The sequence below is a fragment of the Streptomyces sp. NBC_00576 genome (assembly GCF_036345175.1).
Classification (GTDB): Bacteria; Actinomycetota; Actinomycetes; order Streptomycetales; family Streptomycetaceae; genus Streptomyces.
In genome coordinates this window covers 2,576,572-2,593,057 of the sequence record NZ_CP107780.1, presented here as the reverse complement: position 1 = coordinate 2,593,057, position 16,486 = coordinate 2,576,572, and the positions used below count along the sequence as shown (strand labels likewise).

Annotated in this window: 14 protein-coding genes; 9 read left to right on the top strand and 5 right to left on the bottom strand. The window is 69.5% G+C overall.

Going from position 1 to position 16,486, the window contains the following annotated elements; translation table 11 throughout:
- Nucleotides 1–19: 19 nt before the first annotated feature.
- Together OG734_RS10740 and OG734_RS10735 are read right to left on the bottom strand one after the other, a co-directional pair.
- Nucleotides 20–1,231 (bottom strand): allantoate amidohydrolase, encoded by a 1,212-nt coding sequence (locus OG734_RS10740; RefSeq protein ID WP_330287268.1) that lies wholly within the window; start codon nucleotides 1,229–1,231, stop codon nucleotides 20–22.
- A complete protein-coding gene (locus OG734_RS10735; RefSeq protein WP_330287267.1) occupies nucleotides 1,228–2,406 on the bottom strand; it encodes an FAD-dependent oxidoreductase in 1,179 nt (392 codons plus the stop codon). The genes OG734_RS10740 and OG734_RS10735 overlap by 4 nt, the downstream gene beginning before the upstream one ends.
- A 440-nt stretch (nucleotides 2,407–2,846) precedes the next feature.
- Here OG734_RS10735 and OG734_RS10730 point away from each other — a divergent pair, with 440 nt between their 5' ends.
- The 3 genes from OG734_RS10730 to pruA all read left to right on the top strand — a co-directional run bounded on the left by OG734_RS10730 (nucleotide 2,847) and on the right by pruA (nucleotide 6,230).
- Nucleotides 2,847–3,758 (top strand): proline dehydrogenase family protein, encoded by a 912-nt coding sequence (locus OG734_RS10730; RefSeq protein ID WP_330287266.1) that lies wholly within the window; start codon nucleotides 2,847–2,849, stop codon nucleotides 3,756–3,758.
- A gap of 83 nt (nucleotides 3,759–3,841) precedes the next feature.
- Nucleotides 3,842–4,531 (top strand): GntR family transcriptional regulator, encoded by a 690-nt coding sequence (locus OG734_RS10725; RefSeq protein WP_330287265.1) that lies wholly within the window; start codon nucleotides 3,842–3,844, stop codon nucleotides 4,529–4,531.
- 73 nt (nucleotides 4,532–4,604) lie between these two features.
- Nucleotides 4,605–6,230: an L-glutamate gamma-semialdehyde dehydrogenase gene (gene pruA / locus OG734_RS10720; protein WP_330293623.1), complete on the top strand. Its 1,626-nt coding sequence runs from the start codon at nucleotides 4,605–4,607 to the stop codon at nucleotides 6,228–6,230.
- A 288-nt stretch (nucleotides 6,231–6,518) separates the two neighbouring features.
- Here pruA and OG734_RS10715 read toward each other — a convergent pair whose 3' ends face one another.
- From OG734_RS10715 to OG734_RS10705, 3 genes are all read right to left on the bottom strand, one after another.
- Nucleotides 6,519–7,121 carry a HutD/Ves family protein gene (locus tag OG734_RS10715; protein WP_330287264.1) on the bottom strand — a complete coding sequence of 201 codons (603 nt, stop codon included), beginning with the start codon at nucleotides 7,119–7,121 and terminating at the stop codon, nucleotides 6,519–6,521.
- Nucleotides 7,122–7,398: 277 nt separating this feature from the next.
- On the bottom strand, nucleotides 7,399–8,421 hold the full coding sequence (locus OG734_RS10710) for an ornithine cyclodeaminase family protein (RefSeq protein ID WP_330287263.1): 1,023 nt from the start codon (nucleotides 8,419–8,421) through the stop codon (nucleotides 7,399–7,401).
- 343 nt (nucleotides 8,422–8,764) lie between these two features.
- A complete protein-coding gene (locus tag OG734_RS10705) occupies nucleotides 8,765–9,430 on the bottom strand; it encodes a GntR family transcriptional regulator (RefSeq protein ID WP_330287262.1) in 666 nt (221 codons plus the stop codon).
- A 96-nt stretch (nucleotides 9,431–9,526) separates the two neighbouring features.
- On the opposite strand from OG734_RS10705, the gene glyA reads away from it, so the two are divergent.
- Genes glyA through OG734_RS10675 form a run of 6 tightly spaced genes read left to right on the top strand, consistent with a single transcriptional unit; the run spans nucleotide 9,527 to nucleotide 16,378 of the window.
- Nucleotides 9,527–10,870, top strand: coding sequence for a serine hydroxymethyltransferase (glyA, locus tag OG734_RS10700; RefSeq protein ID WP_330287261.1), 1,344 nt, complete (start codon nucleotides 9,527–9,529; stop codon nucleotides 10,868–10,870).
- Complete coding sequence (locus OG734_RS10695) at nucleotides 10,867–12,087, top strand: sarcosine oxidase subunit beta family protein (RefSeq protein ID WP_330287260.1); 1,221 nt, start codon at nucleotides 10,867–10,869, stop codon at nucleotides 12,085–12,087. Before glyA ends, OG734_RS10695 begins: the two co-directional genes overlap by 4 nt.
- Before the next feature lie 23 nt (nucleotides 12,088–12,110).
- A complete protein-coding gene (locus tag OG734_RS10690; protein ID WP_328842721.1) occupies nucleotides 12,111–12,407 on the top strand; it encodes a sarcosine oxidase subunit delta in 297 nt (98 codons plus the stop codon).
- Nucleotides 12,404–15,304, top strand: a complete 2,901-nt coding sequence (locus OG734_RS10685) for a sarcosine oxidase subunit alpha family protein (protein WP_330287259.1) — start codon at nucleotides 12,404–12,406, stop codon at nucleotides 15,302–15,304. The genes OG734_RS10690 and OG734_RS10685 overlap by 4 nt, the downstream gene beginning before the upstream one ends.
- Nucleotides 15,297–15,905: a sarcosine oxidase subunit gamma gene (locus OG734_RS10680; RefSeq protein ID WP_330287258.1), complete on the top strand. Its 609-nt coding sequence runs from the start codon at nucleotides 15,297–15,299 to the stop codon at nucleotides 15,903–15,905. The genes OG734_RS10685 and OG734_RS10680 overlap by 8 nt, the downstream gene beginning before the upstream one ends.
- Nucleotides 15,905–16,378, top strand: a complete 474-nt coding sequence (locus OG734_RS10675; protein ID WP_330287257.1) for a hypothetical protein — start codon at nucleotides 15,905–15,907, stop codon at nucleotides 16,376–16,378. Before OG734_RS10680 ends, OG734_RS10675 begins: the two co-directional genes overlap by 1 nt.
- The last annotated feature ends 108 nt before the right edge of the window (nucleotides 16,379–16,486 follow it).

Here is a 16,486-nt window from a genome sequence, read left to right as displayed (position 1 = left end):
GGCCGAGAGAGGACGAAAACTACTCGGACGACAGATCCATCAGGATCAGGGCGAGCGCGTCTGCGCCGGCGTCCACATCGGCGTCCTCGGCGTACTCCTCGGGGGAGTGTGAGATCCCGCTGGGGTTGCGCACGAACAGCATCGCCGAAGGGGTGAACGGCGCCAGCACTCCCGCGTCGTGTCCGGCGCCCGTATCGAGCAGCGGCGCGGACGGAAGGACCTCCGTGAAGCGCTGGATCAGGTCGGCGTCGAAGGTCGCGGTCGGGCTGTAGGACTCACGGCTGACCGACGAGCGGCAGGCTGCCGCGCCCGCGAGTCCGTGTGCCCGGGCCGTGATCTCGTCGACGAGGGGCTGCAGGGCCGACTCGTCCGCGTGCCGTACGTCGAGCCAGACGTCCACGGCTGAGGCGATGACGTTGGAGCCGCCGGGCACCGGAATCACCTTTCCGACGGTCGCACGGGCACCAGGGACGGCCAGCGCGGCCTCCTGCACCACAAGGATCGTCTGGGCCGCGGGGATCATCGGATCGCGGCGGTCCGACATCAACGTCGTTCCGGCATGGTTGCCCTGGCCTTCGAAGTGCAGCTTCCAGCGGCCGTGCCCGATGATGCTGCGACCGATGGCCACGGGCTCGGACAGGTCGACGAGGCCTCGGCCCTGCTCGACGTGGAGTTCCACGAAGGCGCCTATGCGTTTGACGGCTTTCGCGTCGGGTCCGACCCGGTCGGGGTCGATTCCGTTGCGGCCGAAGAGGTCGGCGAGGGTGTCGCCGTTCTCGTCCTTCAGTGCGAGGGCTCGGTCCACGGAGACCGTGCCGGCCATGAGCCCGGAGCCGAGGCAGGGCAGGCCGTACCTCGATCCTTCCTCCTCCGGGAAGACGACGATGACGACAGGGCGGCTCGGGCGGAAACCGGAGGCCTGCATCAGCTCGACCGCCGCGAGGGCCGAGACGACTCCCAGGGGACCGTCGAACGCGCCGCCGCCGGGTACCGAGTCGAGGTGGCTCCCGGTCGCGACGGCGTTTTCACGAGCTCTGCCTTGTGCGTCCCACCAGGCCCAAATAATGCCGTTCCGGTCCGTGTCCACGTCGAGCCCCAGACGCTGGGCTTCCCCGACGAACCACTCCCGCAACTCGAGCTCCGCCGGCGAGAACACGGGACGGCTGTAGCCCCCGCGCTTCGGATCGCGGCCGATGCCGGACAGGCCGGCCATCATCGACGAAGCGGTCATCGCCGTCCCCCGTCCCGGAGGGAAGCGGCGCCCAGGCTGCCACCGACCAGGAACTCCCGGGGGACGGCGGCGCGACCGGCGGCAGGAGTGCCGGCGCCGGCGAGATGGGCGGCGAGAACGCCGATGAGTGGAGCGAACTTCGCGCCGTGCCCGGAGCACGGGGAGATCACTGTGAGGTTCTCGGTACGGTCGAGCACGAAGTCCTCGCTCGGGGTCGTCGTGAAGAGGCAGGTCGTCTCCGCGTACGGCTCGGGCACGAGGCCGGGGAGGTTGTCCTTGACGTAGGCGATCAGCCGTTCGCGGTTCGCGGGATCGATCTGCCCGTCCTGCTCGTATGCCGAAGGCAGCGCCCTCCCCACGGCGTACTCCGCGAGCTTCTGGCCACGGAAATCCGCGTCGCGGCCACCCGGAAGGCTGTAGGTCTGGATCGCCTCGGTCTTGTGGATGAAGGTGGGCCAGCCCTCGGCGCCGTCGCGGTAGGGGAAGTGGTAGGCCCCCTCCTGGGTGACCGTGAACCGCGGCATCGCCGCCGTGAACCGCTCGTCGGCACCGGTGTTCCGCAGGAGTCGAGGCAGGAAGCCGCCGGCGCAGAGGACCACTCGCTCGGCATCGAGGGTGCCACCCGCAGCGTCATACAGACGATAGCCGGACGCCGTCCTGTCGATTCTCTGTACGTCCCATCCTGTTCGCAGTCGGGCACCGTGGGAGGTCGCGAGAGAGACCATCGCCTCGACCGACCTCTCTGCGTCGATCACCCCGGCGTCCGGATGCCACAGCACCGGCGAGTCGAACTCGATCTGCCAGCGCGCCGAGGCCGCCGCGGGACTGAGCAGTTCGTGCTCGATACCGACCGTCTCCAGCGAGCGCGCGAGCGCGCCCGGGTCGCGCCGTTCGCCCCAGTCCAGGCACCCGGTCCGGCTGATCAGCCGGACTCCGGCTGCTGCCTCAAGCTCCGACCAGAGAGGTCGCGAGCGGAGGACGAGGTCGGTGTAGAGCGTGGACGGGTAGGCGTAACGGAAGATCCGTGCGGAGCCGTGCGAACTGCCTTCGTGGTCGGCCGGCAGACCGCGTTCGACGAGCGTGACGTCGTGGCCGGCTTCCGCGAGGCGCCATGCGGTCGCGGCGCCGGCCAGACCCGCGCCGACAACGGCAAAGGTGGACTGCTCAGTTGCCATGGTGTGTGTTCCTGTGTCGCATCGAAGCGGGACCTCGCCGTGGACCCGCCGTGGCACCCGGTCGCTCCCGTGTGTACGACGGCAATGCGAGCGTGGCATGTGATCACATTCAATGTCCAGAGCATCCCGTCAGTAACTTGCGGCGAAGAGCCTGCGGGTCCCAGTTGTGGCCGTGCGCGGTTGTCTGCTTGATGGATCAGACTCTTCGGTAGACATGGACTGGGGGTTTGAGCTGGGAAAATAAGAAGTTGTCGCCGATGATGTCAGGTCGTGTGCGGTGCGCCCACCGGTCGATCAGGTGGCGTGCAACACTTCATGAGAGTCCAGTCTTGTGTGATCTGTGATCACAAATTACGGTGAAGACCTCCCCGCGGAGAGCCCGGAGCCGTCGCGTACCCACGTTGCTCCAGACGCTCTACTCCGATCAGAAGGGCATCCCCGTGCCGAACAAACTCCTTCTTGTGGCGTCCGAGAACAAGAAGCTCGGGCGGATCGTCACCAAGAGCAAGCTGACCCGGCCCATCGTGCAGCGCTACGTCGCGGGCACCACTCTCGCCGAGGCGCTCGACGTCACCGAGCAGCTCAACTCTGTCGGGATCGAGGTGAGCCTGGACCTGCTCGGTGAGTCCGTTCACGACCTGAAGCAGTCGGAGGCCGCGACCGCGGAGTACATCCGTGTCATCGAGGGCATGGCGCCGCGGAGCGCGAGTGCGACCGTGTCGGTCAAGCTGTCCCAGCTCGGCATCGTCATTTCCGCGGAGAGCTGCGAGAAGAACCTGCGCCGGCTCCTGGAGGCTGCCCGTGCCCACGGCTGCGAGGTCGAGGTCGACATGGAGCACAGCTCCGTCGGTCGGGAGACGTTGGAGATCTTCCGGCGCTGCCACGTGGAGTACCCGGAGACTCGCGTGGCCATCCAGGCCTGCATGCGCAGCACTTTTCAGGACCTGTACGAGTTCGGTGACACCCCGCCCAGGATCCGGCTCGTCAAGGGCGCCTTCGACGAGAAGGTGGACGTGGCCATCCTCGACCGCGACGACGTGACGGCGCAGTACCAGCACTTCGCCAAGTGGGCACTCGCCAACCTTCCCGACCCCGCCTTCGGTACCCATGACGACGCCTGCATCGAGACCGTGAAGCGAACCGCCCGCGAACTCGGCCTCGACAAGCGCTCGTTCGAGTTCCAGATGCTTCAAGGCGTGCGTCGCGAACTGCAGGAGGAACTGGTCCGCGAGGGCTACCGCGTCCGTGTGTACCTGCCCTACGGCACCGAGTGGTATCCGTACCTGACGCGCCGCATGGCCGAGAAGCCCGCCAACCTCCTTCTCTTCCTCCGGTCGGTCGTCGGTTCATGACGCAGCTGACTCGGCGTCCTCAAGGGCGACCGGACGATCGGCATCGGCTCGCTTTTCCCCGCCCACGTGCACAGTCGGCGCGGATGACCACCACCACCCATGCCGCCGAGATCCCGGTCGGAGTCAGCCCCACGCTCGTCGCCGACCAGGTCTACGAGGTGCTCGCGGGCCGCGTCTTCACCGGTGAACTACCCGCGGGCGCGCGGCTTCGGGTCCGTGACATCGCGGAGCAGGTGGGAACCAGTGCCACGCCGGTGCGTGAAGCGGTCCGTCTGCTCGTCGAGAACGGGCTGGCCGTCAGCCACCCGCATCGCGGGGCCAGGGTCCGTGAGTTCACCATCCGCGAGCTCATCGAGATCTACGACGTCCGAGCCGTCCTGGAGGTCGAGGCCACACGGCTCGGCGCGCCCCGGGTGACCGACTCGGATATCGCGGTCATGCGTGAAGCGTGCGACCGGATGTTCCGCGCGGTGGTCCACGAGGACCTCCATGACGCACTCGACGCCGACGAGGTCCTGCTCCGGCAGCTCTACCTCGCCGGAGGCAATGACGTCCTCGTCCGGACGGTCGACTCACTGTGGACCCAGTGCCGCCCCTACAAGGTCATCGGGGCCCGCGCCGCGATCCGGTCCCGTGACGCATCGCTGTGGGAACCCCAGCCTGCACTGATCGATGCACTTGAGCAGCGCGACCTCGACGCGGCGACCGCGATCACCCGGCGGTCGGTCGCGAGCGCTCGCCGGCGTCTCGAGAACCAGATCGCCGCTCACTGACCTCAGCACCGTCCGCCGTCCGCCAAGCAACCCACCTGAAAGGGAAACCCTCATGTCCGCCTCACCCGCCAACATTGCCGCGAACCCGCGGATGCCCGCACCGAAGAACGAACCGTCGCGGGACTTCGCGCCCGGATCGCCGGAGTCGCGATCGGTATCGGCCGCGATCGAGAACATCCGCGTCAACCCGCGGGAGATTCCCCACGTCGTCAACGGCGAGCGGATCATGACCGCCGAGACCACGCGCGTCGTCGAGCCGCACGCCCACCAGAGCGTCATCGGCACCCTGGCCGTGGCAGACGAGACCGTGACGAAGAAGGCGATCGCGGCCTCCCTCGCGACGGCACACGAGTGGTCCCGCACCCCCTGGTGGGAGCGCGCGGCGATCATGCTGCGCGCGGGCGACCTGGCCGCGGGGAAGTACCGCGACGAACTGGTCGCCGCGACGATGACGGGACAGTCCAAGACGTTCCACCAGTCCGAGATCGACGCCGCGAGCGAGTTCGCGGACTTCATGCGTTTCAACGTGCACCTCGCGCAGCAGATCTATGCCGACCAGCCGGCGGCGCTCCCCGGTGACATCAACATCCTCGACCAGCGTCCGCTGGAGGGATTCGTCCTCGCGATCACCCCGTTCAACTTCACCGCGATCGGCGTCAACCTGCCGACCACTCCCGCCCTCATGGGCAACACCGTCGTGTGGAAGCCCGCGGAGAAGGCGGCTCTCGCGGCCGAGGTCACCATGCGGGTACTCGAGGAAGCCGGGCTGCCGCCGGGTGTCATCAACCTGGTCCACGGTTCCGGCGCCGCGGTGTCTGCCACCGCCATCGCGGACCCGGACTTCGCCGGCCTCACCTTCACGGGCTCCACGGCGGTCTTCCGGAGCCTGTGGCGCGCCATCGGCGACAACATCGACACCTATCGTTCCTTCCCCCGGCTGGTCGGCGAGACCGGCGGCAAGAACGCCGTCCTCGTGCACCCGACGGCGGACGTCGACGCTGTCCGCACCGCGCTGGTCCGTTCGGCCTTCGAGTACCAGGGCCAGAAGTGCTCCGCGGCCTCGCGCGCGTACATCGCGCGCTCGGTGTGGAACAAGCTCCGTGACGAGCTGGTCGACATCGTCCGCGAGCTGCCCGTCGGTGACCCGACCAAGCACGAGACGTACGTCGGTGCGGTGATCGACCGGAACGCTGCGGATCGCCTCCAGTCGGCATTCGACCGTGCGAACGCGCTCGACACCCACGAGCTCCTGGCGGGCGGCAGGACGGACACGTCGACAGGCTGGTTCGTCGACCCGACGATCTACACCACGACCGACCCGACGGCGTTCACCCTGTCGGAGGAGTTCTTCGGTCCGCTGCTCACCGTGTACGTCTACGAAGACAGCCAGTGGGACACCGTCCTCCGCGAGGTCGACCGTGCCAGCGGCTACGCGTTGACGCTGTCCGTCTTCGCCTCCGACCGCCGGGCGATCTCCAACGCCCTCGACGTGCTCCGCAACACGGCCGGCATGACCTACGTCAACGACAAGCCGACTGGTGCGCTCATGGGCCAGGTCTCCTTCGGCGGCGGCCGGGCCTCGGGCACCAACGACCGAACGGGTTCGCGTCTGGCGCTGCAGCGCTGGATCTCGCCGCGGTTCATCAAGGAGAGCCTCACCCCCGCCACGGACTGGACGTACCCGTACCTCCAGCGGTGACGGCATGACCGCGAGTTCGACCATGACGTGTCACCGCGGGGCCGGACTCGTCTCCGGCCCTCGCTGCGGATTTCCCTGCCGGCCCCCGTGCCGAGCGGCCACGTGTCAGGACCGCGTGGGCGACTCGTGACCGTAGGGCGGGGCGCGCAGGGGTGTCTCCCGACACACCCCGCCGCGTTGTCATCGCGGGACTACACCGGTGCGGGGTGTGCGCCACGATGCGGGAGCGTCAGCACATCGCCGACACCGAGTACGAGACGACCGGTCGGCGGGCGCCGTTTCACGTCGTCAGCGCGCCGCGGTGATCCTGATCCCGGCCACCGTGCCGTCGCCCCGCAGAGTCAGCGCCACCGGGCCTTCGTGACGCACGCAGTCGAGACGGCCGAGCGTGGTCTCCCGGCCGTCCGGTCCGCCGACTTCGATCCCGTCGGTGACGGCCATGACGAGCAGGGTCTCGCCCGCGGCGCAGCCCAACTCTGTTCCCCGTGCGGTGGCGACGGTGATGATCCGCACCTGTGCCGCCGCCCGGCTCCTGCGGGTCATCACATTCATGTTGCGGACCGCGCCCACCTTGAGCCGACAGTCCGTCGCCGCGTCGCCGGAGAAGGCGAAGGGACTCAACGGCCCGACCGGATGTCGTATCCCGTCCACAGTCAGCACCATGCCCTCGCCCTCGACGAGGGTGATCACGCGGTCGATCCCGGGAAAGACGGAGAAGGAGCCTCCCGCGTCCACGTCCGCGACACTCACCCGCCAGTCGAAGCCGTCCGCGATCTCCGCCGAAGCCACCGGCGTTCGTACGGCGCCCGACGCGACCTCTCGGGTTATACCGCCGCCGTTCTTCCACGGCACGCTGCGGTAGTCGCTCCAGCGCAGAGCGTCTCTGCCCATCCGACACCGCCTTCTTCCGTCATCCGGCCGACCGCCTTCACCGGCGAACCCGGGCCACCAGCCGCTCGGTTGTCGGAACGCAGGAGCGCAGGAGCGCCCAGGCACGTGATCATCGCGCCTGGGGCCAGCCTACGCGCCGACCAGGCACGGAGGGCGAGAGTGCCTCACCGGACGGGTCGAGCTGAGGAGGCCCGGCGCGATTCCGAGCGCCGGGCGGTCTCCCGCCGCGGCCAGGTCGGACAGCGTCGTGAGCATGCCGCGTCCGGGCCGACCTGAGTCAGCGGGGGGTCGTTGACGCTCGTTCCGCACCCGCGGTGTTTCGCGGCCAGTCGACGCTCTGGCCGACGCCGTGTGCTTCGGCCCGTTGGTAGATGCTCCAGGCAGCCGCTGCGTCCTGAACTCCGAGGCCGGCGCTGATGTACGTGACGATGTCGTCGTCGCTGACGCGACCGGTCGCGGCACCGGTCAGGACATGGCCGAGTTCGAGGATTTCCAGCTCCGCCGCGTCGTCCTGGGCCAGAGCCGCGACGATCGGACCGCAGTTCTGCCGAGCCGTCGGTTCGTGATCGACGACGACATGACGGCCGGCGCGGAGGATGTCGGGTCCGATCTCGCAGCGGTGCCGGTCGAAGGAGCCCACCGTGACGACGGTGGTGCCCGGGGAGAGCTCGCGCGCGGAGAACAGCGGCTCCGTTGCCAAGGTGGCGCAGACGATGACGTCCGCCTCGGCGATCGCGTCACTCAGGGACTCCACCTGCTCGACGTCGAACCCCTGCTCGCGCAGGCGGCCGACGGACGCGTCGAGCGAGGACGGGCGCGGTGACCACATTCCGGTCCAGGCGTAGGACCTCTCCCTGTGCAGTGCGGCGATGTGCGCCTGCCCCTGCACGCCGGACCCCAGTACGAGCAGACGGGTCGCGTCCTTCCTGGCCAGTGCCCCGACTGCGACCGCGCTGGCAGCGGCTGTGCGCAGGGTGGTGAGCGCTGTGCCGTCCATGAAGGCCACAGGAACGCCGGTGTGTGGGTCGAGCACGGCGACCACGGCATTCACTGTTGGTCGGCCCGTCACCGCGTTCCCGGGATTGATGCTCCCGAACTTGCAGACGGGGCCGCTTTCGCGGTCGAGGCGGGAGGCATAGCAGAAGACGGTGTCGGGCTCGTCTGCCATGTGGCCGCCCAGGATCTTCTCGGGTTGCCACGCCTTTCCCTGTGCGAGAGCGATGAAGGCCGTCCGCTGCGAGGAGATCGCGGTGTCGATGTCGAAGAGGGAACGGACGTCCTGCTCGTCGAGGAATCTCATGGCTGCTGCACCGTTCGCCGCCGTGAGGCCGGCATCACGGCAGTGGTCTCAGCCGCGAGACCGGCGGGACCACCGGGGATCGCGGCCAGGAGCCTGTCCGACGCGCTTGGTGAGACAAGTGCGATGCGGTCACCGCTCGGGTATGACGACATTTTCGAGTCTCCTCAAGGGCGACCAGCTCGGGGTTTCGCGGGGAGCCGGCAGCGTGGCCGCCGGTGGTAACGAAGTATGTGAAGGACAGCGGCGACCAACAACGCCTTCGCTGCCGGACCGGTCCTCGCGGTACGTCTGAGTCAAAAATCCGGCCGCGTTCCCGACAGCCGGCCGCCCGCGCAACGCCTTCTCAGATGGCCGCGCGAATGGCCTGTTCGAAGCCCACGACGTGACTGCCGGCCAGCTGTGCCGCCGTGTCGGGGTCACCGGCGACGATCGCCTCGATCAACGGTCCGTGCTCTTCGACGTGACCCGCCATGTCGGACAACCGGTCGACGAACAGGCACCAGATGCGGGTGGCCAGGTTGTCGTACCGGACGAGGGTGTCCTCCAGGTACGGGTTGTGTGTGGCCGCGTAGATGGCGCGGTGGACCTGAAGGTCCAGGTGCATGAGCTCGGTGGCGTCGCGCCGCCCGGGATCCACGCTCTCCAGCTCCCGCAGGACGGCCGTCAGCGTCGCGCGGTCGGTGGCCGTGGCGCGCCGCGCAGCCTGGGACGCGGCCAGGGGCTCCAGTTCCTGGCGCACCTCGGAGATGTGGGCCAGGTCGGTGATGTTGACGTCGGTGGCGAAGGTGCCGCGCCGGGGGTAGGTCGCGATGAGGCGCTCGTACTGCAGCCGCTTGAGGGCCTCGCGCACCGGCGTCCGTCCGACGCCGAGGGACTGTGCCAGCTGGTCCTCGTTGATCGGCGCCCCCGGGCGGATCTCCAGCATGACGAGCCGGTCGCGGATGACGCGGTACGCGCGTTCGGCGAGGGACAGTTCCTCACCCGCGGGCTCTGTCGCCGTCTGCTGCATGAGATGCCCCCTTGACCTGACCGACAAGCTCCCATACCTTACCGCACAGGTTGATATATCAGTCGTTCATTAGTTGGCTCTCAGAACGGTGTGCAGATGGCAACGAACCCGTCCACCACCACGGTCGCCTCCCCTCTCTCCGTCCCGCTCAGCGAGCTCGACCCGGAGGTCGCCACCGCGGTCGACGCCGAGCTGTGCCGTCAGCAGTCCACCCTGGAGATGATCGCCTCGGAGAACTTCGCCCCGGCGGCAGTCATGGAGGCCCAGGGCTCGGTTCTCACCAACAAGTACGCCGAGGGCTACCCCGGCCGCCGCTATTACGGCGGCTGCGAACACGTCGACGTCATCGAGCAGTTGGCCATCGCCCGGGTGAAGGAACTGTTCGGCGCCGAGGCCGCCAACGTGCAGCCCCACTCGGGTGCCCAGGCCAACGCGGCCGCGATGTTCGCGTTGCTCCAGCCCGGCGACACGATCCTCGGCCTCGACCTCGCGCACGGCGGCCACCTGACCCACGGCATGCGCCTCAACTACTCCGGCAAGCTGTACAACGTCGTGCCGTACCACGTGCGTGAGTCCGACCTGCGCATCGACATGGACGAGGTCGAGCAGCTCGCTCTCGCCCACCGGCCCAAGATGATCGTCGCCGGCTGGTCCGCCTACCCCCGGCGCCTGGACTTCGCCGCGTTCCGGCGGATCGCCGACGCGGTGGGCGCGTATCTGCTGGTGGACATGGCGCACTTCGCCGGGCTGGTGGCAGCGGGCCTGCACCCGAACCCGGTGCCGTACGCCGACGTCGTGACGACCACCACACACAAGACCCTCGGCGGCCCGCGCGGCGGGGTGATCCTCAGCCGTGCCGCCCTGGCCAAGAAGATCAACTCCGCGGTCTTCCCGGGCCAGCAGGGCGGCCCGCTGGAGCATGTCATCGCGGCGAAGGCCGTGGCCTTCAAGGTGGCGGCGAGCGCGGAGTTCAAGGAGCGTCAGCAGCGCACCCTGGACGGCGCCCGCATCCTCGCCGGACGACTGCTGGCCGACGATGTGGCCGAGGCCGGGATCACCGTCCTGACCGGCGGCACCGAAGTCCACCTGGTCCTCGTCGACCTGCGGAACTCCACGCTCGACGGGAAACAGGCCGAGGACCGGCTGCACCGCATCGGCATCACCGTCAACCGCAACGCGGTGCCGTTCGACCCCCGCCCGCCGATGGTCTCCTCGGGGCTGCGGATCGGCACCCCGGCCCTGGCCACCCGCGGCTTCGGCGCGGCGGAGTTCCGGGAGGTCGCCGACATCATCGCCGAGGCCCTGAAGGACGAGCAGCTCGGCGACGAGCGCGCGGCGTTGTTGCGCGACCGGGTCGAGAAGCTCGCCTCCGCTTTCCCCCTCTATCCCCACCTGTCCAATCTGTCCCACCTGTCCCACCTGAACGGAGACGCGGTATGACCAGCACGGCGCTGCCGGAGCATCCGGACTGGCTCTGGCGCAACCCCGACCCGCGCTCCTCGTACGACGTCGTCATCGTCGGCGCGGGCGGCCACGGCCTGGCCACCGCCTACTACCTCGCCAAGAACCACGGCATCACCAACGTCGCCGTCCTGGAGAAGGGCTGGCTGGCCGGCGGCAACATGGCACGCAACACCACGATCATCCGCTCGAACTACCTGTGGGACGAGAGCGCGGCGATCTACGAGTACGCGCTCAAGCTGTGGGAGCGGCTCCCGGAGGAACTGGACTACGACTTCCTGTTCAGCCAGCGCGGCGTCCTCAACCTCGCGCACACCCTGCAGGACGTCCGCGAGGGCATGCGCCGAGCCAACGCCAACCGCCTCAACGGCGTCGACGCCGAGTGGCTCGAACCGGAGGAGGTCGCCAAGGTCTGCCCCATCCTCAACGTCTCCTCCCGCACCCGGTACCCGGTCCTCGGCGCCACCTTCCAGCCGCGCGCCGGCATCGCCAAGCACGACCATGTCGCCTGGGCGCTGGCCCGCCGGGCCGACGAGATGGGCGTGGACCTGATCCAGGGCTGCGAGGTCACCGGCTTCCTCAAGGACGGCGACCGGGTCGTGGGCGTCGAGACCAACCGGGGCCGCATCCTCGCCGGCAGTGTCGGCCTCGCGGCCGCCGGGCACAGCAGCGTGCTGGCCGAACGGGCCGGCGTCCGGCTGCCGGTGCAGTCCCATCCGCTGCAGGCGCTGGTCTCCGAGCTGCACGAACCGGTACACCCGACGGTCGTCATGTCGAACCACGTGCACGTGTACGTCTCCCAGGCCCACAAGGGCGAGCTGGTGATGGGCGCGGGCGTCGACTCGTACAACGGCTACGGCCAGCGCGGCTCCTTCCACGTGATCGAGCAGCAGATGGCCGCCGCCGTCGAGCTGTTCCCCGTCTTCGCCCGCGCGCATGTGCTGCGGACCTGGGGCGGCATCGTCGACGTCAGCCCGGACGCCTCCCCGATCATCGGTACCACCCCGGTGGAGAACCTTTACGTCAACTGCGGGTGGGGGACCGGCGGGTTCAAGGCCACCCCGGCCGCCGGCTGGACCTTCGCGCACACCATCGCCACGGGCGAGCCGCATCCCCTGAACGCCCCCTTCGCCCTCGAACGTTTCGCGACGGGCGCCCTGATCGACGAGCACGGCGCCGCAGCCGTGGCCCACTGACAGCCTGCTGAGAGAAGGACACCGTGCTGCTGATCAGCTGCCCATGGTGCGGTCCCCGCAACGAGACCGAATACCACTACGGGGGACAGGCCCACGTCCCCTACCCCGGCACCCCCGCCGACCTCACCGACGAGCAGTGGGCCGAGTACGTCTTCTACCGGGACAACCCCAAGGGCCCCTTCGCCGAGCGGTGGATGCACAGCATCGGCTGCCGCCGCTGGTTCAACGTGCTGCGGGACACCGCCACCCACGAGGTACTGACCTCCTACCGGCTCGACGAGCCACGCCCCGAACTGCCCCAGGCCGGAGGACAGCGATGACCGACACCGACCAGCACTTCCGGCTCCGACAAGGCGGCCGTATCGACCGCGACGCCGTACTGCGGTTCACCGTCGACGGGCGGGAGTTGACCGGGCACCCCGGCGACACCGTCGCCTCGGCGATGCTGGCGAACGGCGTGGTCGAGGTCGCCCCCTCGCTCTACCGCGGTCGCCCGCGCGGCATCGTCGCCGCGGGCGTCGAGGACCCGAACTCCCTGTTGCAGGTGGACGGTTCGTACTCGGAGGGCATGCTGCCCGCGACGACGACGGAGCTGTACGACGGCCTGTCCGCCTCGACACTGTCCGGGATGGGCCGGCTCGACCCGGGCTCCGACCCCGCCGTCTACGACAAGAAGTACGTCCACACCGACGTCCTGGTCGTCGGCGCCGGACCGGCCGGGCTCGCTGCCGCCGCCGCTGCCGCGGGCTCCGGCGCCCGCGTGATCCTCGTCGACGACCAGCCCGAGTCCGGCGGTTCGCTGCTCTCCGCGCGCACCGAGCGGGCCGGCGCGCAGAGCGCCCTGGAGTGGGTCGCCGAGATCCGCGCGGCACTCGACGCCGCACCCGAGGTCGTCGTACTGCAACGCACCACGGCGTTCGGCTCGTACGACGACAACTACCTGCTGGCCCTCCAGCGGCGTACCGATCACCTCGGAGCCGACGCCCCCGAAGCCTCCGCAGGCGTCTCACGGCAGCGGCTGTGGCACATCCGGGCCCGGCAGGTGGTCCTGGCGACCGGCGCGCACGAACGTCCGCTGGTCTTCTCCGGCAACGACCGCCCCGGCGTGATGCTCGCCGCGGCCGTGCGCTCGTACCTCAACCGGTACGCCGTGGCGCCGGGCTCGCGGGCCGTGGTGAGCACCACCAACGACAGCGCCTATGACACGGTCGCCGACCTTCACGCCGCCGGGATCGACATCGCCGCCGTCGTGGACGCCCGCCCCGAACTGTCCCACCGGGCCGCCGAGGTCGCCGTGGCGACGGGGGCGCGGGTGCTGACGGGCAGTGCGGTGGTCGACACCGAGGGGGACGGTCGGCTGACCGGCGTCACCGTCCAGGCCCTCGACGAGAACGGTCAACTCGCCGATGCTGCCGAGTCGTTCGACTGCGACCTGCTCGCCGTCTCGGGCGGCTGGAGCCCGGTTGTGCATCTTCACAGCCAGCGCCAGGGCCGGCTGCGCTGGGACGATGACCTGGTCGCCTTCGTCCCCGACGGCACCGTACGGGACCAGCAGGTCGTCGGTGCGGCTCGCGGGACGTACGACCTCGACGGCTGCCTGTCCGAGGGAGCGCGGGCCGGTGCGCGGGCCGCGACGGACGCGGGGTTCGCGGTTCCCGTACCGTCGCCCGGCGATGCGCGGTCCGGCGCCGGGCCGACGCGTGCGCTGTGGCTGGTGCCCGCCCCCGACGGTGACCCCGGCAGTTGGGACACCCACTTCGTCGACCTGCAGCGCGACGTCACCGTCGCCGACGTCTGGCGGTCCACCGGCGCGGGCATGCTCGGTGTCGAACACGTCAAGCGCTACACCTCGCTCGGCACGGCCAACGACCAGGGCAAGACGTCGGGCGTCAACGCGATCGGTGTGATCGCCGAGGCCCTCGGCGCGGGCGCGTCTCCCGGGGAGATCGGCACCACGGCCTACCGGGCGCCCTACACGCCGGTGGGCTTCGCCGCCCTGGCCGGCCGTGAGCGCGGTGAACTGTTCGACCCCGAACGCACCACGTCCATCCACAGCTGGCATGTGGCACACGGAGCGGAGTTCGAGGACGTCGGGCAGTGGAAGCGCCCCTGGTACTACCCCCGGCCCGGCGAGGACATGGACACGGCCGTGGCCCGCGAGTGCCGCGCGGCCCGCGAGGGCGTCGGCCTCATGGATGCCTCCACCCTCGGCAAGATCGAGATCTGGGGCGCGGACGCGGGCGAGTTCCTCAACCGCGTCTACACCAATGCCTTCAAGAAGCTCAAGCCCGGCTTGGCGCGCTACGGCGTGATGTGCAAGCCGGACGGCATGATCTTCGACGACGGAGTGACGCTTCGCCTCGACGACAACCGTTACTTCATGACCACCACGACCGGTGGCGCCGCCGGGGTCCTGGACTGGCTGGAGGAGTGGCTGCAGACCGAGTGGCCCGAGCTCGACGTCCACTGCACCTCGGTGACCGAGCAGTGGTCGACGATCGCGGTCGTCGGCCCGCAGTCACGCCAGGTCGTGGCCCAACTCGCGCCCGATGTCGACCTGTCCGCCGAGGCGTTCCCCTTCATGGCCTTCCGCGAGACCACCCTGGCCTCCGGCATCCCGGCCCGCATCTGCCGGATCTCCTTCTCCGGCGAACTCGCCTACGAGATCAACGTCTCCGCGTGGTACGGCCTGGCCGTCTGGGAGCAGGTGTACGCGGCCGGGCAGCCGTACGGCATCACCCCGTACGGCACCGAGACCATGCACGTGCTGCGGGCCGAGAAGGGGTACATCATCGTCGGTCAGGACACCGACGGCACCGTCACCCCACAGGACGCGGGCATGTCCTGGGTGGTCTCCAAGCAGAAGGACTTCGTCGGGAAGCGGTCCTACTCCCGCGCAGACACCTCCCGCACCGACCGCAAGCAACTCGTCGGCCTGCTCCCCGTCGACCGTACGACCCGGCTGCCCGAAGGCACCCAACTCGTCGCGCCGGATGTGCCCGTCACCCCCGAGGCCGGGCCGGTGCCGATGCTCGGCCACGTCACCTCCAGCTACCACAGCCCGGCCCTCGGCCGCCCCTTCGCCCTCGCCCTCGTCGCCGACGGGCGGGCAAGGATCGGCGAGACCCTGCTCGCCCCGGTGGGCGAGGACCTGGTGCCCGTCGAGGTGACCGACTTCGTTCTCTACGACCCCGAAGGGACCAAGCGAGATGGCTGAGCCGATCGCTGCATCGCGTACCAGCCCCGTGGCGCATCTGGCAGAACGGATGCGGGCCGCCACCGTCACCGGCGCCCGAGGCGTCACGCTGACCGAGTGGCCGTTCATCGCCATGGTGAACGTGCGCGTCGACCCCGCGTCCGAAGCGGCAGACCGTATCGGGAAGGCCCTGGGGGCGCCGCTCCCGTCGCGGTGCGGCCACACCTCCGCATCCGGACCTCACACGGTCCTCTGGCTCGGCCCCGACGAGTGGCTCGTCCTGTCCCAGGCCGACGCGACCGCTGTGACCGCCGAGTTGAGGGAGGTGCTCGGAGCGGACCCCGGCTCGGTCGTGGACGTCTCGGCGAACCGCACCACGCTGGAGCTGAGCGGCCCGGCCGCCCGGCACGTGCTGGAAAAGGGCTGCACGCTCGACCTCCACCCCCGGGCCTTCGGCCCCGGCCAGGCCGTGTCGACCACGGTGGGACCCGTCGCCGTACTCCTTTGGCAGGTCGACGACACGCCGACCTACCGGCTCCTCCCACGTTCCTCGTTCGCCGACTACCTGGCCCGCTGGCTCATCGACGCGATGAGCGAGTACCACGGCCCGGAGATTCCCTGATGGCGTCGACCGGTGACGGCACGCACAAGGTCACCCCGGACAAGGCCGTCAAGGCCATGCGCGACACCGGCCGGGACATGAAGGCCAAGTACATGGAAACCGAAACCGCCCACTCCGACTCGCGGACCGACCCCACCACGGCACCGGTCGAGCACGTACTCACCCTCGACTGCCCCGAAGCTCCCGGCATCGTCCACGCCGTCTCCCGGTTCCTCGTCGAGCACGGCAGCGACATCATCGACAACCAACAGTTCGGAGACCGCAGCGACGGCCACTTCTTCATGCGGGTGCGCTTCGCCACCGTCGGCAGCGAGAACACCCCGCAGACCCTGCGCCGTGACTTCGCCGCCGTGGCCTCCTCCTTCACCATGCGGTGGCACCTCGAACCGGTCAGCACCCGGCGCCGCGTGCTGATCATGGTGTCCCGCTACCGGGATTCATTCGCAGTGCATCGGGCTTCGGCCCGGTGGTGAAGCGAATCTGAGGGTTGCGACGCGGAGCGTCGCAGGTTCTTGTCCGGCGGAGCCGGACGGCGTGTTCCGCACCCGTGGCGCGGAGCGCCACGACGGCCGGTCCCGGCG

Bases quoted from the DNA above. Each gene is read 5' to 3' on its own strand.
- OG734_RS10705 (WP_330287262.1), bottom strand. From the start codon at position 9,430: ATGCAGCAGACGGCGACAGAGCCCGCGGGTGAGGAACTGTCCCTCGCC.
- OG734_RS10695 (WP_330287260.1), top strand. From the start codon at position 10,867: ATGACCAGCACGGCGCTGCCGGAGCATCCGGACTGGCTCTGGCGCAAC.
- OG734_RS10680 (WP_330287258.1), top strand. From the start codon at position 15,297: ATGGCTGAGCCGATCGCTGCATCGCGTACCAGCCCCGTGGCGCATCTG.
- OG734_RS10735 (WP_330287267.1), bottom strand. From the start codon at position 2,406: ATGGCAACTGAGCAGTCCACCTTTGCCGTTGTCGGCGCGGGTCTGGCC.
- OG734_RS10725 (WP_330287265.1), top strand. From the start codon at position 3,842: ATGACCACCACCACCCATGCCGCCGAGATCCCGGTCGGAGTCAGCCCC.
- OG734_RS10685 (WP_330287259.1), top strand. From the start codon at position 12,404: ATGACCGACACCGACCAGCACTTCCGGCTCCGACAAGGCGGCCGTATC.
- OG734_RS10675 (WP_330287257.1), top strand. From the start codon at position 15,905: ATGGCGTCGACCGGTGACGGCACGCACAAGGTCACCCCGGACAAGGCC.
- OG734_RS10740 (WP_330287268.1), bottom strand. From the start codon at position 1,231: ATGACCGCTTCGTCGATGATGGCCGGCCTGTCCGGCATCGGCCGCGAT.
- OG734_RS10715 (WP_330287264.1), bottom strand. From the start codon at position 7,121: ATGGGCAGAGACGCTCTGCGCTGGAGCGACTACCGCAGCGTGCCGTGG.
- glyA (WP_330287261.1), top strand. From the start codon at position 9,527: ATGGCAACGAACCCGTCCACCACCACGGTCGCCTCCCCTCTCTCCGTC.
- OG734_RS10710 (WP_330287263.1), bottom strand. From the start codon at position 8,421: ATGAGATTCCTCGACGAGCAGGACGTCCGTTCCCTCTTCGACATCGAC.